General features: G+C 64.1%; 19 protein-coding genes and 1 tRNA gene. 4 read left to right on the forward strand and 16 right to left on the reverse strand.

What is annotated here, in order from left to right; genetic code table 11:
- The 6 genes from L0G76_RS00220 to L0G76_RS00245 all read right to left on the reverse strand — a co-directional run bounded on the left by L0G76_RS00220 (position 1) and on the right by L0G76_RS00245 (position 6,595).
- Positions 1–1,593 carry a bifunctional uroporphyrinogen-III C-methyltransferase/uroporphyrinogen-III synthase gene (locus tag L0G76_RS00220; RefSeq protein ID WP_304355428.1) on the reverse strand — a complete coding sequence of 531 codons (1,593 nt, stop codon included), beginning with the start codon at positions 1,591–1,593 and terminating at the stop codon, positions 1–3.
- Positions 1,590–4,067 carry a glutamyl-tRNA reductase gene (gene hemA / locus L0G76_RS00225; RefSeq protein WP_304355429.1) on the reverse strand — a complete coding sequence of 826 codons (2,478 nt, stop codon included), beginning with the start codon at positions 4,065–4,067 and terminating at the stop codon, positions 1,590–1,592. Before hemA ends, L0G76_RS00220 begins: the two co-directional genes overlap by 4 nt.
- Positions 4,064–4,759: a redox-sensing transcriptional repressor Rex gene (locus L0G76_RS00230; RefSeq protein ID WP_304355430.1), complete on the reverse strand. Its 696-nt coding sequence runs from the start codon at positions 4,757–4,759 to the stop codon at positions 4,064–4,066. Before L0G76_RS00230 ends, hemA begins: the two co-directional genes overlap by 4 nt.
- Before the next feature lie 27 nt (positions 4,760–4,786).
- Positions 4,787–5,032, reverse strand: coding sequence for a glutaredoxin family protein (locus L0G76_RS00235; protein ID WP_304355431.1), 246 nt, complete (start codon positions 5,030–5,032; stop codon positions 4,787–4,789).
- Positions 5,033–5,107: 75 nt separating this feature from the next.
- The gene (locus tag L0G76_RS00240; RefSeq protein ID WP_009882927.1) at positions 5,108–5,206 is read right to left on the reverse strand and encodes a 30S ribosomal protein bS22; all 99 of its coding nucleotides are present in this window, start codon (positions 5,204–5,206) and stop codon (positions 5,108–5,110) included.
- A gap of 183 nt (positions 5,207–5,389) precedes the next feature.
- Entirely contained in the window at positions 5,390–6,595 is a 1,206-nt protein-coding gene (locus tag L0G76_RS00245) for an acetoin utilization protein AcuC (protein WP_487246971.1), read from the reverse strand.
- Between the two features lie 59 nt (positions 6,596–6,654).
- Between L0G76_RS00245 and L0G76_RS00250 the strand changes: the two genes are divergently transcribed.
- Positions 6,655–8,064: a TrkH family potassium uptake protein gene (locus L0G76_RS00250; protein WP_240520299.1), complete on the forward strand. Its 1,410-nt coding sequence runs from the start codon at positions 6,655–6,657 to the stop codon at positions 8,062–8,064.
- Positions 8,057–8,719: a potassium channel family protein gene (locus tag L0G76_RS00255; RefSeq protein WP_092103199.1), complete on the forward strand. Its 663-nt coding sequence runs from the start codon at positions 8,057–8,059 to the stop codon at positions 8,717–8,719. The genes L0G76_RS00250 and L0G76_RS00255 overlap by 8 nt, the downstream gene beginning before the upstream one ends.
- A gap of 357 nt (positions 8,720–9,076) precedes the next feature.
- Here L0G76_RS00255 and L0G76_RS00260 read toward each other — a convergent pair whose 3' ends face one another.
- From L0G76_RS00260 to L0G76_RS00275, 4 genes are all read right to left on the reverse strand, one after another.
- Complete coding sequence (locus L0G76_RS00260) at positions 9,077–10,030, reverse strand: hypothetical protein (RefSeq protein ID WP_304355433.1); 954 nt, start codon at positions 10,028–10,030, stop codon at positions 9,077–9,079.
- 545 nt (positions 10,031–10,575) lie between these two features.
- Positions 10,576–10,649: transfer RNA gene (locus L0G76_RS00265), tRNA-Gly, on the reverse strand.
- 299 nt (positions 10,650–10,948) lie between these two features.
- Positions 10,949–12,595 (reverse strand): solute symporter family protein, encoded by a 1,647-nt coding sequence (locus L0G76_RS00270; RefSeq protein ID WP_304355434.1) that lies wholly within the window; start codon positions 12,593–12,595, stop codon positions 10,949–10,951.
- Positions 12,592–12,933, reverse strand: a complete 342-nt coding sequence (locus L0G76_RS00275; protein WP_101583976.1) for a DUF485 domain-containing protein — start codon at positions 12,931–12,933, stop codon at positions 12,592–12,594. The genes L0G76_RS00270 and L0G76_RS00275 overlap by 4 nt, the downstream gene beginning before the upstream one ends.
- Before the next feature lie 111 nt (positions 12,934–13,044).
- Between L0G76_RS00275 and L0G76_RS00280 the strand changes: the two genes are divergently transcribed.
- Positions 13,045–13,926, forward strand: coding sequence for a helix-turn-helix transcriptional regulator (locus L0G76_RS00280; protein ID WP_304355435.1), 882 nt, complete (start codon positions 13,045–13,047; stop codon positions 13,924–13,926).
- 45 nt (positions 13,927–13,971) lie between these two features.
- Here L0G76_RS00280 and proC read toward each other — a convergent pair whose 3' ends face one another.
- A complete protein-coding gene (gene proC / locus L0G76_RS00285) occupies positions 13,972–14,808 on the reverse strand; it encodes a pyrroline-5-carboxylate reductase (RefSeq protein WP_304355436.1) in 837 nt (278 codons plus the stop codon).
- Between the two features lie 55 nt (positions 14,809–14,863).
- Positions 14,864–15,877 carry a sugar phosphate isomerase/epimerase family protein gene (locus L0G76_RS00290; RefSeq protein ID WP_304355437.1) on the reverse strand — a complete coding sequence of 338 codons (1,014 nt, stop codon included), beginning with the start codon at positions 15,875–15,877 and terminating at the stop codon, positions 14,864–14,866.
- Between the two features lie 74 nt (positions 15,878–15,951).
- Between L0G76_RS00290 and L0G76_RS00295 the strand changes: the two genes are divergently transcribed.
- Positions 15,952–16,515, forward strand: coding sequence for a GNAT family N-acetyltransferase (locus tag L0G76_RS00295; protein ID WP_304355438.1), 564 nt, complete (start codon positions 15,952–15,954; stop codon positions 16,513–16,515).
- A 19-nt stretch (positions 16,516–16,534) separates the two neighbouring features.
- Here the strand turns inward: L0G76_RS00295 and glpK are convergent, their stop codons facing one another.
- The 4 genes from glpK to L0G76_RS00315 form a co-directional block, all read right to left on the reverse strand.
- Positions 16,535–18,067, reverse strand: coding sequence for a glycerol kinase GlpK (gene glpK, locus L0G76_RS00300; protein WP_304355439.1), 1,533 nt, complete (start codon positions 18,065–18,067; stop codon positions 16,535–16,537).
- 42 nt (positions 18,068–18,109) lie between these two features.
- Positions 18,110–18,832 (reverse strand): MIP/aquaporin family protein, encoded by a 723-nt coding sequence (locus L0G76_RS00305; RefSeq protein WP_304355440.1) that lies wholly within the window; start codon positions 18,830–18,832, stop codon positions 18,110–18,112.
- A 39-nt stretch (positions 18,833–18,871) separates the two neighbouring features.
- Positions 18,872–20,596: a glycerol-3-phosphate dehydrogenase/oxidase gene (locus L0G76_RS00310; RefSeq protein ID WP_304355441.1), complete on the reverse strand. Its 1,725-nt coding sequence runs from the start codon at positions 20,594–20,596 to the stop codon at positions 18,872–18,874.
- A 143-nt stretch (positions 20,597–20,739) separates the two neighbouring features.
- Positions 20,740–21,705: a Ppx/GppA phosphatase family protein gene (locus L0G76_RS00315; RefSeq protein ID WP_304355442.1), complete on the reverse strand. Its 966-nt coding sequence runs from the start codon at positions 21,703–21,705 to the stop codon at positions 20,740–20,742.
- Positions 21,706–21,749 lie beyond the last annotated feature (44 nt).

Genomic DNA, 21,749 nt, shown 5'->3' on the forward strand with positions numbered 1-21,749 from the left:
TCAGGCCTTCTTTCTGCGGCGCTTCTGGCTGGGGCGCGTCGGGGTGGTCCCCGCCGCCAGGTCATCCTCGCGTGCGGACATCGCGAACTCGACGAGTCCGTCGATGAGGGAGGTGAGGTTGGCCTCCTCGGCGAGGACGTCGACTCGCAGTCCGTGTTCGGCCGCGGTGTTCGCCGTGGCCGGTCCGATGCAGCAGATCACCGAGGTCGGAGCCGGTTTGCCCGCAATACCGACGAGGTTGCGCACCGTGGAGGATGAGGTGAAGAGGAAGGCGTCGAAGTCGCCGGCCTTGATGGCCTCCCGAATCGGGGCAGGCGGCGGTGAGGCGCGCACGGTTCGGTAAGCCGTGACGTCGTCGGGATCCCACCCCTTCTCCAGCAGACCGGCCACGAGCACCTCGGTGGCGATGTCGGCGCGCGGCAGCAGCACCGCGTTCATGGGATCGATGTCATCGACGTAGTCGGGCCAGGCCGCCGCCAGGCCGCGGGCCGAATGCTCGCCGTCGGGAACCAGGTCAGGGGTGATGCCCCAGTCGACGAGGGCGGCGGCGGTGCGTCCGCCCACGGCCGCGACCTTCACGCCCGAGAGTGAGCGGGAGTCGAGGCCGAAGTCCTCGAACCACATGCGCACCGCGCGAACAGCGTTGACCGAGGTGAAGCCCACCCATTCGTATGATCCGTCGACGAGGCCGCGGATCGCCTTCTCCATCTGCGTCGGTGTGCGCGGGGGTTGGACGGCGATCGTGGGAACAACGGTGCCGACAGCACCCAGCTCACCGAGCGCCTCGGCGGTGGAGGTGCCCTGTTCTTTCGTCCGAGGGATGAGGACCTGCCAGCCGAAGAGCGGTTTCGACTCGAACCAGCTGAGTGCACCTCTGGATTCCACGCCCTGTCCCATGATGACCACCATACGATCTCCGCCGGTCTGTGCCATCGTCAGGGCCTGTCGCAGGCTGGTCTCCACACTCGTCTGATCTGTGGTGGAGATGCCCCAGCCCAGAAGCACCTTCGTGTCCTCGTCCCATCCGTCGTCGAGCAGGGCGCGGATGGCCTGCTCGTGGTCGGCGGCGGTGCCCGTGAGCACGTGGGTCGTATTGCGGTGCCGGGAGACGTCGACGTGGGTCTGCGGGCCGGCCTCGATGAAGCGGACCGAACGGACGCGGTTCGTCGTCAGGGCAGTGCCCGTGTACGCGGAGGTGGCCGCGGACAGTCCGACCCCGGGCACGATCTCGACCTCAACCTCGGCCTTGCGGCACACCGCGGCCTCAGCCGTCGTCGTGGTGAAGAGGATGCCGTCGTCGGAGCTCAGCCTCACCACGGTCTTATCGGGCCTGGCGAGTTCAGCGAGCTTGCGTCCCCGGGTGGAAGCCGTGGCACCGAGCTGGGCGGCCTCGATGATCTCGGTGGCCTGCGGCACGTAGGCGGTGACGATCTCCGAATGCACGTGGGTGTCGTAGACGACGATCTCTGCGTTCGCGAGGATGTCGGCGCCGCGGATCGTCATCAGAGCCGACTCACCGGGACCGCTGCCGACGAATACGACGCGGGGCGAGACGGGCAGAAGGCGACGGGGCTGGACCTGGCCGGTTGTCATACCTGCTCCTGGACTTTGACAGGGGTGAGGTGATCTGCGGACCGCGCCGGATCGATGCCGAGCTGTCCGAGCAGATCCTCGGCCGCCGCGGTGCCGAGTTCATCGGCGAGACGAGCGAGCTCCTTGCCTGTGATCGACAGTTGGTTCGCGCTGCTCGAACCCAGATCCACGTCCGGAGTCACGGGCAGCGGGGCGCTCTTGCGGGTGCGGGCGAGGACTCCGTCGTCATCGGCCATGACCGCGTCGACGACGAACTCCGAGCCCTGGATCGCGGCCAAGGCACCGATGGGAGCCGAACAGCCGGCCTCTGCCCGGGACAGGATCGCTCTCTCGCAGGTCACAGCCAGGTCGGTGGTTTCGTCATGGAGACGCTTGAGCTCATCGCGGACTTCGGCATCTGCGACCATGACCTCGTTGTCGAGGGCGAAGGGACTGTCGGCGCCTCGGGTCTCCACGGCCAGGGCGCCCTGCCCGGGGGCCGGAAGCATCGTGTCGAAGTCGAGCAGATCGGTGGCCTCGGCCAGACGACCGATGCGGCGGACTCCGGCCGCAGCCAGCACGACGGCGTCGAGCCGACCGTCGCGGACGTGGGCGATGCGGGTGTCGACGTTTCCGCGCACCCCGCGGACCTCGATGTCGGGCCGCGCGGCACGCAGCTGCACGGCGCGCCTGGGTGATCCGGTGCCGACGACGCTGCCCGCAGGCAGATCCGCGAAGCTGAGGCCGTCGCGTCCGATGAGGACATCGGCAGGGTCGACCCGCGGCGGGATGGCGGCCATCTGGATGCCCGCCTCGGGGGTGGTCGGGAGATCCTTGAGCGAGTGCACGGCGATGTCGATCTTGCCCTGGTGCAGGGCCTGTCGCACGGCGGAGACGAAGACCCCGGTACCGCCGAATCCGGTCAGGGGCGACATATTGACGTCGCCTTCGGTCACGACCTCGACGATCTCGACGCGCCAACCTGTCAGTGCCGCCAGCTGATGGGCGATCGCCGTGGACTGGGAGCGTGCGAGCTTCGAGCGGCGGGTGCCCAGGCGAATCGTGCGACCGGAGAAGTGCTCGGGTTCGACGATGTCGAGGGTGTGATCGGCCACCGGCCTAACACCGTCTGCTTCGACGTGGTTCGCACTCGAGGCAGTTGCCACCTTGGTCTCGGGTTCGGTGATCGCGTGGGCGATCTTGTTCGTGGGCAGGTCGAAGAGCTGCATGAGCGCCTGTGCGTAGTCGACGTCGGACTCCGTGACGGCCAGTTCCTTGACCTTGACCGTCGGCGTGTGGATGAGCTTCTCCGCCACCCGGTGCAGGGACTTGCGGATCTCGGCGAAGGCCTTGTCGTCGACCTCTGCGCCGATCTTCTTCTCCAGACGCTTCGTCTCCGCGGCGAGCACGTCCTTGGCATGGCTGCGCAGGGCCGTGACCGTGGGTGCGACCGCTCGTTCCTTGGCACCTGACTCGAGCTTGGTCAGCTCCTCCGCGATGATCGCGCGCACCGCTTCGACGGTCTCGACGACCGCAGCGTCGCGCTGGTTCGCGGAGCTGGTGAGCATGGTCCGGATCTCGCCAAGGCCGAAGAGTGCGACATGCTCGAATTCGCGCACCGTGGGATCGATGTCGTGCGGCAGAGCAAGATCGACGAAGGCCTTGTTCGCTGCGCCCTTGGGGTTCTGGGACAGGCCGGCCTGGATGTCCTCGCGGGTGACGACGACTTCGCGGGCACCGGTGCAGGAGATGATGAGATCGGCGTCGGCGATCTCCTCGGCCAGGATCCGGGAGGTCAGTTCGCGGGCCCGACCGCCGACCTCGGCGACGAGGCGCTCCGCCTTGTCCACGGTCCGGTTGAGCACGGTGGTCTGAGCCACGCCCTCCTTGTGCAGTCCCGCGACTACGAGGCCCGACATGGCACCGGCACCGATGACCAGCGCATTCGCAGCCCGCAGAGAACCGATGTGAGCCTGAGAGGCTTCGAGCGCGGCGCTGAAGAGTGAGCGGGCAACCTCGTCGAGTCCGGTCTCCGAGTGGGCGCGTTTGCCCACCCGCAGGCTTTGCTGCAGCGCATGGGAGAGGCCGGAGGTCAGCGCGCCGGCCTGCAGGGATTCGGTGAAGGTCGAGCGAAGCTGCCCCAGGATCTGGGCTTCACCGATCGCCATCGAGTCCAGGCCGCAGGAGACCTTGAGCAGGTGTTCGAGGGCCTGAGTGTCGTAGTGGGCATAGAAGTGCCCGGCGATGTCCTGCCATTCCTTGTCGATCGAGGACACGAGGGCGTCGCCGAGGTCGGCGAGCCCGCCGTGGAAGGCGGTGACATCGGCGATGAGCTCGAGACGGTTGCATGTCGAAAGGACCGCGAGCCCCTCGACATTGTCACCGGCCAGAGCGTCGGTGCGCAGTGCTCCGACCTCGCCGGTGCCGAATGCGAGAGCGTCCAACATGTCGATCGGAGCCGACTGATGGGAAATGCCGAGAACCAAGAGAGTCAATTCCTGTGCTCCTCAAAACCTGGATTGAGCGGTGCCGAATCAAGCGCCGAATAGTATGCGAGTACTTGCAGCTCACTGGCCAGATCAACTTGATGCACCCGAACCGAGTCCGGGGCGTCGAGCACGGTGGGTGCGAAGTTCAGGATGCCGCGCACGCCTGCCTCGGCGGCGATGTGCGCCGCCGCCGGTGCCGCGGATGCGGGTACTGCCATGACGACGAGGTCGATGTCCTCGGGCCAGGTGGAAAGCTCGATGAGGTCGGAGACCGGCAGAGAGCCGATCACGGTTCCGATCTTGGACTCATCGGTGTCGAAGATCGCGGTCAACGAGAGACCGCGACGCTTGAATCCTGCGTAGTCGGCCAGGGCAGAACCCAGGCGACCGGCACCGATGATGGCGACGGTGCGCGCCCGGTCGAGGCCGAGGAATGTCCGCAGAGTCGAGGCGAGATCCTCGCAGGAGTAGCCGACCCCGCGCCGACCCGAGCGTCCCAGCTGGGACAGGTCCTTGCGCAGAATCGACGACGAGACGCCGCTGCGGGCCGCCAACGCCTCCGAAGAGATGGTTGACTGGCCCGTCGCGGCGATCGTCTCAACCGTCTGCAGGTAGATCGGGAGTCGGGAGATGACGCGTTCGGGCACGTCCTTGCGAAAGACACCCTCAATGCTGTTGGCGGACAGAATCTCGCCCACGAAAACGCGTCACTCCTTCAATCGATCTCATGCGCCCAAGGCCGCGAGGGCCTTGGACAGCCGGTTCGCATCGACACGATGGAAGCTGTGCTGCCGACCGTCGAGCAGGACGACTGGGACGTCCCAACCGTACTGTCCGGACAGATCGTCATCGGTGTCGATGTCGATCTCTCTCACGCTCACGTCTCTGCCTGCCACCGCCTCGGCGATGGTGTCCCTGGCTGTGTCGCACAGGTGGCAGTCGGCGCGTGTCAGGAAGGTCAATGCGACCACTGCATACTCCTCATCGGGCGACAACAAACCCCGCCGAATTCAGATTCGAGCGGGGGCGTAGGACCTTATTCGGTCTTACTTCTTGTTGCGACGCTGGTGACGTGTCTTGCGAAGCTGCTTACGGTGCTTCTTCTTCGACATACGCTTGCGGCGCTTCTTGATGACTGAGCCCACGCGGGTACCCCTTGTGATCGTCGGTGGAGGTGAACATCAGGTGCCCACCCTTTGAACTAACCGTACGATTCTATCGCTTGGGCCTCTGCTTTCCCAAAACTGTGTCGAGATCCACAGCGGTGATCACGCCAACTCAGGAACAGTGATCGCACGATCGGCCAATTGGCGGTCCGGGGCCCGACTTCAGTCGAAGTAGGCGTCGAGGCCGAAGAACGGGAACAGGTTCTTCCGGGTGCCCATCACGGCTCGGTCGAGTTCGGATTCGGGGTCGAAGCCGTTCGACCAGCGGGTGAAGGACCCGTCGAAGCCATCGGTCATCGACAGAGGGGCTTCACGTCCGGTCTTCGTCTGCGCATAGTTGGCCCAGCGGCCGGGGATGCGGGCGCCGGGGTCGATGTCGAGCCCCGCGGAGATCGCCAGCAGATTGGTCCAGGCCCGGGGCACCACGTCGATGATCGCGTAGCCGCCACCCCCGGTTGCCAACCACTTGCCGTCCGCGTGCTCTGCGGCGAGGTCACGGACCCGTTCGGTGGCCACCCGCATCGCATCGACGCTGAGGCGCATATGCGTCAGAGGGTCGCTGCGGTGCCCGTCGCAGCCGTGCTGGGAGACGATGACCTGCGGTTCGAATCCCCCGACGATCGCGGGAATCGTGGCGTCGAAGGCCCGCAGCCAGTCCGCATCGAGGGTGCGCGGGGGCAGTGCGATATTGGCCGCCGAGGCGGCCGCGCGCAGTCCCCCGATGTCTGCGGGGAAGCCGGAGCCGGGGAACAGGAATTTCCCGGATTCGTGCATGGAGATCGTCAGCACCCGCGGATCATCCCAGAAGAACTGCTCGACACCGTCCCCGTGGTGGGCGTCGAGGTCGATGTAGGCGATGCGTTCGTATCCGGCACCCAGAAATTCGGTGATCGCGCCGGCGATGTCGTTGTAGACGCAGAACCCGCTCGCATGATCGGGCATCGCATGGTGCATCCCGCCGGTGAAATTCACGGCGTGGCGATAGTCGCCGGAGGTGATCGCCCGTGCAGAGTCGACAGACCCCTGAAACAGCATCCCCGAGGCCGCGTGCATGTTCTCGAAGCCGGGGACGTCCTCGGTGCCGATGCCGTATTTCCTCGCGTCCTCGTCGCTGAGTTCAGCTCCGTCCCCGATCGCCTTCACCGCTGCGATGAAGTCCGCGTCGTGGAGGTTCGCCAGAGTGTCCTCTTCGACCTCGCCGATGCCGTGGACATGGACGTTATCGGCATCGAAGAGGCCGAAGTCCATGGACAGTTTCGCGGTCAGATCGAGCCTGAGGGGGTGCATGGGATGGCTGGGACCGAAGTTGTATCCGGTCACCGCATCGTCCCAGACGACATACACATCGCTATCGGCCATGCAGACCATGCTATATGGCGCACCTCACCTACGGAGATTCCGGCCCGGCGGCATCTACCATTGAACTTGTGTCAAAGAATTCCACGCCGCGCTTCGACCGGCTCCTGCGACCTGGCCGGTGGGTCCGCGACTTCGTCGACGACCTCGCCGTCGCCTCGCCGGCACGCCTGGCGATCGGCTCCTTCGTCGCGGTCGTGGCGCTTTTCGCGATCCTCCTGATGCTGCCGGCCAGCGTGCGCGATCCCGGTTCGGTGCCCCAGACCGAGCACATTGCGAATGCTGTGTTCGTGGCCGTCTCGGCCGTCTGTGTGACGGGGCTGACGCCGGTTGCGACGGAGATCTACTGGTCGGACTTCGGAATCTCGGTCATCACCGCCGGCATCCAGGTCGGCGGTCTTGGGATCTTGACCCTCGCCTCGGTGCTGGGGATGGCGGTCTCTCGGAGGCTGGGAGTCAGGCAGCGCCTCATCGCCCAGCAGGCCACCTCGGCGCTCAATCTGGGTCAGGTCGGCAGCCTTCTGAAGACCGTCGTCATCACCATCGTCACCGCCGAGGCGATTCTGGCGGTGCTCTTCTTCCCGCGGTTCCTCATCCGCGGTGAGAGCATCGGCGATGCACTGTGGTATTCGGTGTTCTACTCCATCTCCGCGTTCAACAATGCGGGCTTCACGATCCACCCCGGCGGCGGAGCCCATTTCGCCTCCGATCCGTGGATCCTCTCACTTCTGATGCTCGGTGTCTTCGTCGGGGCGCTGGGCTTCCCTGTCGTGCTCATGATCGCGATGCAGTGGAACCATCCGAAGAGGTGGGATCTGCACACGAAGCTGACGCTGACGACGACGACCGCGGTCCTGGCCATCGGCCTCCTGTTCCTGCTCATCTTCGAATCCGCCAATCCCGCCACCCTGGGCGACAAGAACGCGGGCCACACCTTCGTCGAGGTTCTGTTCATGGCGGTGATGCCGCGTTCGGGCGGGTTCTCGACCATGGAGATCGCGGATATGAGTCAGTCCTCGCATCTGCTCATGGACCTCATGATGTTCATCGGCGGCGGATCGTCGTCGACGGCCGGCGGCATCAAGGTCACGACCGTCGCTGTGCTGGTCTTGGCCGCCTACACTGAGGCCCGAGGTCTGCAGAACGTGCACGTCTTCGGTCGGCGCCTGACCTCGTCGACGATCAAGCTCTCCATCTCGGTTCTGCTCACGGGTGCGATCATCGTCTTCATCGGTACCCTGACGATGCTCCAGATCAGTGCAGAGCCACTCGACAAAGTGCTGTTCGAGGTGATCTCCGCGTTCGGCACCGTCGGACTGAGCTCCGGCGTGTCTTCCACTGTCGATGAGGTGGGGCTGTACTGCCTGTCCGTAATTATGCTCATCGGCCGTCTCGGTACGATTACACTGGCGGCAGCCCTGTCCATGCAGGACTCGCTTCGCCTGTACCGCTATCCCGAAGAAAGGCCGGTCGTTGGCTAACGAACACACTTCAATCTTGGTCATCGGCCTCGGACGCTTCGGATCATCGACCGCGGCCACGCTGGCGAAGCTCGGCCGAGAGGTCATGGCGATCGAGCACAGTGCCGAACTGGTCAAGGACTGGAGCGGAAAGCTCACCCACGTCGTCGAAGCCGATGCCACGAACATCGATGCGCTGCGGCAGGTAGGTGCCAGTGACTTCTCCACGGCCGTGGTCGGCATCGGGACCTCGATCGAGGACAGCGTGCTGACGACGGCCAACCTCGTCGATCTGGGCGTGGGCCAGGTGTGGGCGAAGGCCATCTCCCCCGCGCACGGCAAGATCCTCCACCGCATCGGTGCCCACCACGTGCTCTACCCCGAATCGGATGCCGGACGACGCGTGGCGCACCTGGTGAGCTCGCGGATGATGGAGTACATCGAATTCGACGAGGGCCACTTCGCGGTCGTGAAGATGCGGCCCCCGCGTGAGATCCAGGGGTTCACCCTCAGCGAGTCGGGGGTGCGCGACAAGTACGGCGTGACGATCGTGGGCATCAAGAGCCCCGGCCGTGACTTCACCTACGCCGAGCCCACGACCCGCGTGGGCAAGCAGGACCTTCTCATCGTCGCCGGCCACGTGGAGCTGCTGGGACGTTTCGCCGGCCGCCCGTAGGGCGCCCTGGGGCGCTGGGGAGCTTGCGGAGCTGGGGTGCTTGCGGGGCTGGGCCTGTGCGGCGCTGTGGTTCTGGGGCGCTTGCGGGGCTGTGGCTGCTTGCGGGGCCGTGGCTCTGGGTCTGTGCGCTGCGGGGCTGGGCCAGTGCGGCGCTGCGGCGCTGGGCCTGTGCGCAGTGTGCTGTGCGCGGGACCGTTGCGGTGCGGACACCAAACGCGCGCGGCACAGCAGGGCAGATAGGATCCGCTTGCCGAACGTGCTCAGGTAGGGCACACATGACGAACGAATACACGTTTGGCAAGCTGAAGCTCCGCAATTGGACTTCACAGCTTCGCAGGAGCGATTCACCACGTCTGCTCAGCGGCTCCGGGCGGCGCGCAGCCACGGTGCTTGACCGAACAGTTTGGTGGCCAGGGCTTCCAGATCGAGAGTTTCATCGAAGCTGAGTCGGATGATTCGATACCCCATCGCGATGAGCCGGTTGTACTGTGCCGATTCTTTTCGCATGAGTGAGAACCCGTGGTCGACGTACTTCGTGACACCATCAACAAGGATGATCGTCTTCGTCTCCCTGTGCATGAAATCAACTCGCGCGATGTGGCGACTGCCATCGAACACATCGACTTGCTGATCGAAACCCTCAATCTTCAGGAGCGCAAGGTTATAGCCGCATCTGCTTTCAGCGTAGCTCTCCGACAGCGGCCCGACGCCGACCAGGAGACGTTCCGCCCGCGTCTGGCCTTTCGAGAGCCTTCGGAGCGCCGGAACAAAACTCTCCTCCATCTTCGCCCGAGCCATCAACTCGGTGTTCTTCGGATAACCGAATCGCGCCGCATTGTCGGCGTTGATGTCCGAACCGAACACCGCCTTTCGCAGGACCCTCTCCAGCGCGGCAAATGCCTCCGGCTCCCCGAGCTGGCCGATGAGATCGAATGCCGTCCTGACGGGTGCGGTGAGTGCCAGTTTGCCGATGTGGACTGTGTCTTCTGCCGGTATCGACTTGGTCGTGCGGGAGAGATCATTGCTCTTCCACCTCAGGGAGGGGTTCGCCACATGGATCAGACCACGAGGCGGCCGGTACAGCGGCAGATCATGGATGTAGGCCGCCGAGACTCCGCACACCACATCGTCGTTCCGGTACAGCGGATATGACGCGACCCGCAGCTTCTCGATCGTGTCGAGGAGAGTGAAGCTCTTGCGTCCCGACGCGTCCGTCTGAGCACCAACCTGCTCTATCCACGCATCGTCACTGATGAGGTTCCCAATTCTGCTGTGACGTGGGTTCTGGCACCTGGCGACGATCGAGTACATCCCGTGTGTGAGCTTGAGCAGGCAACAGCCGACCGCACTTCTGATGGCCCGGCTGAGAACCCCTTGGGCATTCAGTTGTCGAGTTCGCACAATGTTGTACATGAGTCAATGCTCGAGCTCGGACCCGGCGCCATTCAAGAGACTCGCACATCCCTGTGGAAACCGGTACTTCGTCCACAGGCATGATGCACGCGAGTCCATATGTCATCCACGATGAAACGAACACGAGTCAGCAGCGGGCACTGCGAGGGCACAATGGGCACCGGGACAGCCAGAGACGCAGGACGAAGCGAAGAAATCACCACCGCCGGGCTGGCACAGTACCAATGACTGCCTGTCCTTCTCGCGTTGCGCGGTGCCGACTTCTGATGGCGGCCTGCACAACCGCTGGACATAAGTGCGCGGGTAGAGCACACATGACGAACGAATGCATGTTCGCCTAGCGGTTGTGCTCTTCGGCGCAGGCAGGGCCTCAGAAAAGACTGGAACGCCTCAGAATGGGCGACCGGAAAGAGCCACTGGAATGGGCGACCGGAAAGAGCCACTGGAGCGGGCGACGGGAATCGAACCCGCGTCATCGGCTTGGGAAGCCGAGGCTCTACCATTAAGCTACGCCCGCATATCGCCGCCGGGAAGCAGGCCCACCAGCACTGATGATGTGCTGCGACAATGGGTCACCCCTGACGACTCGCTCCCCAGTGTATATCCTCGGCACGAAGTCGAGGCACGGTGGCCCCACCTTCCTGCATACGGCCATCTGCGACAACGCCTTTCGCCCGCGCTGCGGAAACTTCTGAGGGGGCGGCCACAGCCGCCCCCTCAGAAGTTTCCGCGCTCGGTGTCCCGCTCAGTGCAATGCCACTTTCAGTGCAATGCCACGCTGACTGAGCTGCGTCCGATGCGGACGCACCAGCACACTCAGTGCTCGTTTGCCTCCTCTGCGCCGAAACCGGTGTGGGCGCGCACGTCCATCTCCGCTGCGAGCTCAGGGCTCTCCTCGGTCTTGTCGGTGACAGACGCGATCCAGCCGAGGAGGAAGCCGAGTGGAATCGAGATGATTCCGGGATTCGACAGGGGGAAGATCACGAAGTCAGCGCTCGATATCATCGCGGTCTCCGAACCGGAGACGACCGGCGAGAACGCGATCAGCAGGATCGCCGATCCCAGACCGCCGTAGATCGACCACACCGCACCGCGCGTGGTGAAGCGCTTCCAGAACAGCGAGTAGATGATCGTCGGCAGGTTCGCACTGGCCGCGACGGCGAAGGCGAGTGCCACGAGGAACGCGATGTTCTGGCCCTGCACTCCGATGCCGCCGATGATCGCCACAGCACCGATGACGACGACCGTCCGGCGCGCAATCTTGACCTCCGCATCGGGGTCCTCGACCTTGCCCTTCTTGATGACGCTGGCGTAGATGTCGTGGGCAAAGGATGCAGCCGCGGTGATTGCAAGACCTGCAACAACCGCGAGGATCGTCGCAAAGGCCACAGCCGAGATGAAGCCCATGAGGATGGGCCCGCCGAGGTGGAGCGCCAGCAGCGGTGCCGCCGAATTCACTCCGCCCGGTGCGTTCTCGATCGCGTCGGCACCCACGAGTGCCGCCGCACCGTATCCGAGGATGAGGGTGAACAGGTAGAACCCACCGATGAGCCAGATCGCCCAGACGACCGAACGACGAGCCTCCTTCGCTGAAGGCACCGTGTAGAAGCGCATCAGGACGTGGGGCAGACCGGCGGTGCCGAGGACCAGCGCAAGCGCCAAGGAGATGAAGTCGAGCGGATTCTCACCGTACTTCTGTCCCGGTTCGAGGATGGCCTCGCCCACGCCCGAATTGTTGACTGCTGAAGAGAGCAGCGTCGACAGGTTGAAGCCGTTGAGCGCGAGCACCCAGATGGTCATTGCGAAGGCACCGAGGATGAGCAGCACCGCTTTGACGATCTGCACCCAGGTCGTTCCCTTCATCCCGCCGACGAGCACGTAGATGATCATGAGCGCACCGACCACGGCGACGACCAGCGATTGGCCGACCTTGCCGTCGATGCCCATGAGCAGCGACACCAGGCCACCGGCTCCGGCCATCTGGGCCAGTAGATAGAAGAAGCAGACCGCCAGGGTCGACAGGGCTGCCGCCATCCGCACAGGGCGCTGTTTGAGGCGGAACGACAGCACGTCGGCCATCGTGAACTTGCCCGTGTTGCGCATCAGCTCTGCGACGATGAGCAGGGCGACGAGCCAGGCGACGAGGAAGCCGATCGAGTACAGGAAGCCGTCGTAGCCGTTGACCGCGATGGCGCCGCAGATGCCCAGGAACGAGGCCGCAGACAGGTAGTCACCTGAGATCGCGAATCCGTTCTGCGGGCCGGTGAAGGACCTGCCGCCCGCGTAGTAGTCGGAGGCCGACTTGTTGTTCCGGCTGGCTCGCAGGACGATGAACATCGTCACCGCGACGAAAGCCGCGAAGATCGTGATGTTGAGAACCGGGTTGTTCTCGACCTCGGTCACGCCTTGGGACACTTTGTCGAGACTGGAAGCGAAGAGGTCTCCTATGGCGACTGTGCTCATGGGGTGGTTCCTTCCGACTGCTGCTGGAGGCGTTCACGGATCGCCGAGGCCGGCGGATCGAGTTTCTTGTTCGCGAACGAGACGTAGAACATCGTGATCGCGAAGGTCGTCACGAACTGCAGGAGTCCGAGGATCAGCCCGAGGTTGATCTCACCGATGACCTTCGTGGACATGAAATCGTGCGCGTAGGTGCTCAGGATGACGTAGAGGAAGTACCACGCCATGAATCCGATCGACAGTGGTATCACCACCGAGAACCGTTTGCGCTTGAGTGCTTTGAATTCGGGATTCTCCTCTTCGACGAGGAAATCGACCCGAGTACTGACGGGATCGGTCATTGCTTCTCCATTCGAAACGTGCGTCGAGCATCAGTGGTCTGAATCACACAGCTTTAAACTAACGGTCAGTTGGCGCTGGGGAATACCACCGAAAGTTGGTAGCTTGTTCACATGAATGCCAAAACCAGAGAATCTCGGGCGCTGAAGACCGAATCACGTCGACTCTATGTCGAGGCCATCGACTCTCTGCATCGAAGCGGGACCGGTGATGTCGTCTTCGGCGGCATGGTCGAAGGAGGCGAGGTCTCCGTGCAAGCAGTGGCCGGAGGGGGCAAAGATCGCCTCTCCTCGCTCATCGTCAGCTCCGGACGCGGGCTCGGCGGACGGGCGCTGACAGAAGGCACCCCACAGCTGACGAAGGACTACGGACTCGACCCCTTCATCACCCATCATTACGACGAAGAGATCCTCGGCGAGGGAATCAAGGTTCTCATCGCCGTCCCGACGCTGCGCGGCGGTGACGTCACTGGCATGATCTACTGCGGTCATCGCATGAACTACAACTCTGCGGCGCCGCAGACGAGCGACCTGGTCAAACGTGTCAGGCAGCTGTCAGTGGATCTGGGTCGGCTCGATCAGCCCCCACAACCCGAGGAACCAGTCGAGCCCGAGCGCCTGTACTCCGATCTCGAGTCCTCGAGCAGGGAAGCTCTGCGCCGCACCTATGCGGAGCTGCGCTCGATCCGTTCAGGCGTCGATGAGACCGAGATGCGCCAGCGACTGACCGTCGTGGAGAACCGCCTGGCCGATATCCTCTCCGGCCACAATTCAGATCTGTTCCCGAACCCGACGCCCACTGTCAGCCTCTCCCCCAGGGAAACCGACATTCTCTCGCATGTGGCATTGGGATGGTCGAATGTCCGGATCGCCGAGGGGCTGGGACTGCGGGAGTCGACCGTGAAGTCCTACCTGAATACGGCCATGGTCAAACTTTCGGCCGGCACCCGGCATGAGGCGGTGTCCATCGCAAGGTCGGCCGGGGCCCTTCCCTGATTCGCACTGCCGCGCTGCCCCGGGCTGCCGGGTTGGCCTTGGCTATCAGCCGTTGATGACCTCGGAGTTCTCCTTCTCCATCTCGAGGGAGCGGTCGCCCGCGGCCTGCGCAGCCGCCTCGGCGATGTCGAAGATTCCCGCATCGATGAAGGTGTTCAGCCCGGCGAGTGTGGTACCGCCCTTGCTGGACACGGCCTGCCGCAGTGCGCTTGGGTCCGGCTTCTCGGTCAGGAGCCGTCCGGCTCCGTCTGCGGTGGCCACGACCATCTGCTTGGCGGTCTCCTCGCTCAGCCCCATCTTCACACCGGCCGCGATCATCGTCTCCGCCAGGAGGAAGAAGTAGGCCACACCTGAACCGGAGATCCCGGTCATGGCGGGAATCTCGGTCTCGTCCAGTTCCACGACGAGACCGGCCCCGGACAGCAGGGCCCGCAGAGTCTCCGCGGTCGTCTCGGCCACCTCGGCGGAGGGGGCCAGCGCAATGACGCCGCGCCCGATGGAGCTGGGGGTGTTGGGCATGATGCGCACGATCGGGCTCTCGGGAGCCAGAGCGGCCAGGTCGGCCATGGCGACGCCGGCGGCCATCGACACGAGCACTGTGTCGGCGCTCAGGCTCGGGGCCAGGTCCCGCACTGTCTCGGCCATCATCCAGGGTTTGACCCCGAGGAAGACGAAGTCAGCGCCTGCGGCGGCTTTCCGGTTGGCCTCGGCATCGTCCTCCGCCGAGGTGACGGTGGCGCTCGGGAGTTCCGTTGCGAGTCGCTTCGCCGAGGCGGCCGAGTTCGTTGTCGCGCGAACGTCGAGCTTCTCGTCGGCGCTCAGGATTCCCTTGATCAGTGCCGTGCCCATGTTTCCGGTGCCGATGGAGGCGATGGAGGTCAAATCAGACCTGCCTTTCTGTGGTTGTTCGATGTTCGTTGACTGGTTCGTGGTGCGTTCAGAAGTTCGACTGTTCGTCGTTGGCGCGCATCTCACTCGTACGGGTTTCGCTCGTACGCACATGACTCGAGGCATTGCGGTGGCTGTCCTCGGTCTCGAGCCCGAGGTGGGTGCGGGCGAAGGCGAGGGAGTCGACGAGCATCTGCTCCCTGGTGGACTTCTTCGACACGAAGCGCGTGTTGACTTCGACGACGACGTCGCCGGACCAGTTGCGTTTGGCCAGAAGCTGCAGGGTTTCGGCCACAGGCATGGTGCCGGCGCCGGGGATCAGGTGTTCGTCCTTGAGGGATCCGGAGCCGTCGGTGAGGTGGACGTGGCGCAGTTTGTCGAAGATCTCCGACACGGTTTCGACGGCATTCATTCCGGCCGTCGAGGCATGGGAGAAGTCGAAGGTCAGCGCATCGTAGTCCTCGTCGAGGGGATTCCAGTCGGGATAGTAGACGAGGACCTCGCGCACGCCAGCGCGCCAGGGGTACATGTTCTCCACAGCGAGAACGACTCCGGTCTCCTCCGACACCTGCCGCACGCCATCGACGAACCCCAGAGCATACTCCCCCTGCCACCGAAACGGCGGGTGCAGCACCACGGTCTTGGCTCCGACCGCCTTGGCAAGGTTCGCGGTGATGCGCAGCTTCTCCCAGTGGTCCTTGTGCAGAACGCGAGGCAGGAAGAGCAGGGTCGGCGCATGCAGTGACATCACTTCGAGACCGGTGTCTGCGGCCAGACCGTTGATGAGGTCGACATCCCGTGTCTCGGCATTGTGGGTGACCATGATCTCGACACCGTCGTAGCCGAGCTTGGCCGCTTGGGAGAAAGTCTCGGCCACGGTCATCGGCGACACCGAGGAGCTCGAGAGGCCGATTCGGATCCGGTGCTCCGAACTGTGCTGAGTCTCGTGGTCGTAGACCTCATGGCTGTCGAAGTACTCACGGTGCCGTCGCGAATTGGACCGCGCGGAATTCTTGGCGGTGTACACCTTGCGTGCTGACTTCGACCGTTTCGCCCTGCTCATCTCACCCAGTTTAGCCCTCGAAGATTCCATATTCCCTCAGAAAGCATAAGCCCTGAAGTCGCTAAACTGGATCAATGCCTGATTGTCGAGTTCGCCGCGCCCGCGTCGATGATGCCGCCCAGATCGCCGAAATCCACATCGCAGCGTGGACTGCCGCCTACCGCGGCATCATGGCGGATACGATCCTCGACTCCCTCGACATCGATCGGCAGACCGCAGGGTGGACCAGGAATCTCAGCGACGAACAGAATCCGATGTCGACGCTGGTCGCGGTGGCAACCGACGGCAGCACCTCCGCCGAGGACAGGGTCTTCGGCTTCGGCGGTGTGTGCCCGCCCCGGGACACCGCCGAGGTGCTCGACCGGCTCCCCGACGCCACAGGACTGGGGCAGTTGGCGTCGATCAATCTCCATCCCGACACCTTCGGCACCGGTGCCGGCGAGCTGCTCCTCCACGCCTTGGAGGACGAGCTGCGGGCTCTGGGGTTCACCCACGCTTATCTCATGGTTGCCGAAGGCAATGTGCGCGCGATGCGCTTCTATGCCAAACATGGCTGGCACCGCACGGAGATCACCCACGTCTTCGACGGTGTGTCCCCGGCGGTGCCAGAGCGCATGTTCACGATCGACCTCGGCTGAGGCCCACCTCGGCGAGGGATCAGCCCTGGAGCTCTTCGACGTCCTCGTCGACCCACTTCTTCGACTTCTCGACGGCCTTGTTCCACAGACGGTAGACGCGAGCGACCTTGTCCTCGCCCATGGACGGCTCCCACCGTTTGCCCTCGCGCCAATTGGCCTTGACATCGTCCTCGCCGTTCCAGAACTTCACGGCGATGCCCGCCGCGTAAGCCGCGCCCAGGGCCGTGGTCTCGACGACCTCGGGACGGATGACGGGCACGCCGAGGAGGTCGGCCTGGAACTGCATGAGGGTCTCGTTGGCGACCATGCCGCCGTCGACCTTGAGCTCGGTGAGCGCAACACCCGAATCGAGATCCATCGCATCGAGGACCTCACGGGATTGGAACGCCACCGATTCGAGAGCCGCACGAGCGATGTGATTCTTGTTGACGTAACGGGTCAGGCCCACCATCACACCACGCGCGTCGGATTCCCAATGCGGGGCGAAGAGTCCGGAGAAGGCCGGCACGATGTAGCAGCCGCCGTTGTCATCGACCTGCTTCGCCAGGGTCTCGACCTCGGGGGCGGCGGAGATGATTCCGAGATTGTCGCGCAGCCACTGCACGAGCGAACCCGTCACGGCGATGGATCCCTCGAGGGCATAGACCGCCTCGGCGTCGCCGATCTTGTAGGCCACTGTCGTCAGCAGACCGTTCTTGCTGGCCACAGGCTCGGTACCGGTGTTGATGAGCATGAAGTTGCCGGTGCCGTAGGTGTTCTTGGCCTGCCCCTTCTCGAAGCATGCCTGGCCGAAGGTCGCCGCCTGCTGATCACCGAGGATGCCGCAGATCGGGGTGTCGATGATGAGACCGTTCTTGGCGCCGTAGCCGTAGACCTCCGAGCAGGACTTGATCTCCGGCAGCATCGACACGGGGATGCCCATGTCGCCGGCGATGTCGGCGTTCCAGTCGAGGCTCTTGACATTCATGAGCATCGTGCGCGAGGCATTCGTGACGTCGGTGACGTGGATTCCGCCGTTGACGCCGCCGGTGAGGTTCCAGATCACCCAAGTGTCCATGGTGCCGAAGAGCAGTTCCCCGGCCTCGGCGGACTCTTTGACTCCGTCCACGTTGTCGAAGACCCATTTGGCCTTCGGTCCGGCGAAGTAGGTGGCCAGAGGAAGGCCGACCCGCTCCTTGTACTTGTCTGGCCCCTCGTCCCCGGCGAGCTCGTCGCAGATCTTCTGAGTTCTGGTGTCCTGCCAGACGATCGCATTGTAGACGGGCTTGCCGGTGTTCTTGTTCCAGATGACAGTGGTCTCACGCTGATTCGTGATCCCCACGCCTTCGAGCTGGTGGCGGTTGATGTCGGCGCGGGTCAGGGCCTGACCGATCGCCTCGTTCGTATTCCTGATGATCTCCATCGGGTCGTGTTCGACCCAGCCGGCACGGGGGAAGATCTGTTCGTGCTCGAGCTGGCCCGAGGACACGATCTGACCGTCGTGGTCGAAGACGATGGCCCGCGACGAGGTGGTGCCCTGGTCGATGGCGAGGATGTACTTTTCCTGACTCATTCTGACTCCTGTGTCTCGATGTGTGTCAATGGTGCTGGTGGCTCAGACGAAGGCCTGCGAGGCCACGCCGGCGATGACGCCGCCGACGATGGGGCCGGCGACCGGCACCCATGAGTAAGCCCAGTCGGAACTGCCCTTGTTCGGGATCGGCAGCAGAGCGTGGACGATGCGGGGCCCGAGGTCACGGGCGGGGTTGATCGCATAGCCGGTGGGCCCACCCAGTGAGGCGCCGATGGCGACGACGAGGAGGCCGACGGCCAGTGGTCCCAATTCGTGCGGGGTCTCTCCGAAGAGCAGGATGACGAAGACGAGGACGAAGGTGGCGATGACCTCGGTGACGAAGTTCCAGCCGTAGCTGCGGACCTCAGGGCCGGTGGAGAAGGTGCCGAGGATGTTGCCGGCTTCCTTCTCCTCGTCGTAGTGCTTCTTGTACACGGCCCAGGCGAGGAAGGCACCGATCATCGCACCGATCATCTCCGCCGCCAGGTAGGCGACGGTGTTGCCGAAGTTCACGGCGATGCCGGGAGCGTACTCTTCGGCTCCGCTGGCGAGGATGCCGAAGGTCACAGCCGGGTTGATGTGCGCTCCGGTCTTGAAGGCGACGAAGACACCGGCGAAGACGGCCAGGCCCCAGCCGAACGAGATGAGGAGCCATCCTCCCCCATTGCCCTTCGTCTTGCCCAGAACGACATTGGCGACGACGCCGACGCCGAGCAGTATGAGCATTGCCGTGCCGGCGATTTCGTAGAGGAATATGGTACCCATATCTCACAAACTCCTATTGTTTGTTTTTCCTGTGTGCGGTTACTGCGGTTTGAGGGACTCCTCGACCAGCGCCGCGGCTGAGGCATCGTCGTGGGTGGTTTCCGCGGTGATCTGCGCATCGACGTGGGCGTTGAAGCCCGCGATTTCACTCGCCTCTCGGTCCGCGTCCCAGCCGAGGATCGGAGCGACGATGGCGGCGACCGCCTCGGCGGCGGCCTTGCCGCGGTCCCTGACCTCGTAGTTGAGTCGCATCCGGCGCTCCAGAATATCGCCGAGGTGGACGGCCCCTTCCGAGCTCGCCGCGTAGTGGGCTTCGGCGCGGAGGTAGCGCTGCGCTCCCGGCAGCGGCCGGCCGAGCTCGGGGTCCTCGTCGACGAGGTCGAAGATGTCCTCGACCAGGGTGCCGTAGCGGCGGATGAGTCGCTGCACACGGTCTTCGTCCCAGCCGTACTTCTCGGCGATGCCGGACTGTCCGCGTCTCACGGCACCGACTCCCTGGGCGCCGAGCAGCGGAATCGATTCGGTCAGTGAGCGCCGGTCCTTCGCATCGTCGCCGAGGACGAAGTCGACGACGTCTTCGGCCATCACGCGATAGGTCGTGAACTTGCCGCCGGCGATCGCAGCCAGCGCGGGTTCGACCTCCATCACCGTGTGTTCGCGCGAGACCTTCGTCGAGGCCTGACCCTCCTTGACCACGGGCTGCAGCAGCGGGCGGAGGCCGGAGTAGACGCCGATGACGTCGTTGCGGGTGAGCTTCTCGGTCAGGATCGCGTTCGCGTGCTTGAGCAGGTATTCGATGTCGTCGGAGTTGGCCACCGGTGAGTCGACGTCCTGGTCCCACGGTGTGTCCGTGGTGCCGATGACCCAGTAGCCCTCCCACGGGATCACGAAGAGCACGGACTTCTCCGTCTTCGAGATGATGCCGGTGTTCGGGTCCGCCTTGATCTTGTCCTGGTCGACGGTGATGTGCACGCCCTTGGAGGCGAGCACTTTCAGACCGGCGTCGGCCTGGGCCAGGTCCTGCTGTTCCTCGGTCCAGACTCCCCCGGCCAGGATCGTGCGGCGAGCGTGGATATCGAACTCGCGGCCGGTCATCTCATCCCGGGCGCGGACGCCGGAGACCCTGTCGCCGTCGTGGAGGTAGTCGATGACGGACACGTGGTTGGCCGCCGCGGCACCGTAGCCTGCGGCCGAGCGGATGAGCGTCATCACGAAGCGGGCGTCATCGACCTTCGCATCGTAGTATTCGAGGGCACCGACGGCGGCCTCGTCGGCAAGACCGGGGAAATGCGATGACAATGCCTTCTTGCCCAGGTGCCGGTGCATCGGCACGGCGCGTTTGCGGCCGGGCCGGGTGGCCATTGTGTCGTAGAGCAGAACGCCCGAGCCGATGAAGGCACGATCGATGAGACGGTGTTCGAAGGGGAAGACGAAGGCGACGGGCTCGACCAGATGGGGAGCCGTGTGCTGGAGGAGGAGGTCGCGTTCCTTCAGCGCCTCGGCCACGAGCTTGAAGTCGAGCATCTCGAGGTAGCGCAGTCCGCCGTGCATGAGCTTCGAGGACCGCGAGGAGGTGCCCGAGGCCCAGTCCTTGGCGTCGACGACCCCGACCTTCAGTCCGCGGGTGGCCGCATCGAACGCGGAGCCGGCTCCGGTGACGCCGCCGCCCACGACGAAGACGTCCAGGGGGTTGTCGGGGGATGTGTTCTCAAGGGTGTGCAGTGCTTCATCGCGGAACGATGGGGACAACTCGCCATTTCGCATTGACAGTTCTTTTCCTTCTCGGAGCGTGTGCGTTCCCACCATTATTGCGCCCGGGTTTCAACATGTGGTCCGTGCACGGCAGTTAGGAAAAATCTAACAGGCAATGCGCAGAAGGGAAACACAACGCTCAATTGCGAAAGGGCTCAGACCAGCTCCACCCGCATCGCCGAGGAGGTCTCCGCGGAATCGAGCAGGTCGAGTTTGCGCATGATGATGCCTTCGCGCAGTGCCCATGGTGAGATATTCATGACATTGACATCGAAGATCGCGAAGGCGGCGTCGGCGACGATGGCGCCGGCCAGGACCTGACCGGCCCGCGCCTGAGAGACCCCCGGCAGCGTCGCACGCTCTTCCGGGGTCCGTGAGGACAGGGTCTCGATGATTCCTGAGAGGTCGCGGCGGAAGAGTTTGCGTGGGGCGTAGATGCCGTCCCCGCTCGGTGCCGCACCCGCGATCCGGGCCAGCGACCGGAATGTCTTCGACGATCCCACGACTTGATCGGCGGAGCCCACTCGGTTGATCTTGCCGGCGATGCGCCCGATTTGGGACCGGGCGTATTTCTGCAGACTGTGAATGTCCTCGGCGCTGGGCAGAGGGTCGGGGAGGAATTCGGAATAGGTGCGACCGGCGCCCAGCGGCACGGACACTGCGGCTTCCGGATATTCGTCCTGTCCGGCGGCGATCTCAAGGGAACCTCCGCCGATGTCAAGCAGCAGGATCTTCCCGGCCGACCAGCCGAACCAGCGTCTGACGGCGAGGAACGTGACTCGGGCCTCGTCCTTGCCCGACATCACGTTGAGGGTGACACCGAGCTGTGAGTTGATCGCTTCGATGAGTTCGGCACCGTTCGGTGCGTCCCTGACCGCCGAGGTGGCGAACGCCAGGATCTGTTCCGACCCCTGGTCCTCGGCGATCTCTACTGCCTCGGCGATGAAGCTGTGCAGCCGTTCCTGTCCGGCGGTGTCGATCATTCCATCGTCACCGAGGTACTCGGCGAGACGCAGGACCTCTTTGTGGGAGGTGGCGGGCAAGGGAGGGGCTCCGACATGGGCGTCGACCACGAGGAGGTGGACGCTGTTGGACCCGATATCGAGGACTGCTAGGCGCATTCGATCAGTTTAACCACAGTATGCAGGATTTCTGAGGTCAGCTC

Source organism: Brevibacterium picturae (assembly GCF_030453725.1).
GTDB lineage: Bacteria > Actinomycetota > Actinomycetes > Actinomycetales > Brevibacteriaceae > Brevibacterium > Brevibacterium sandarakinum_A.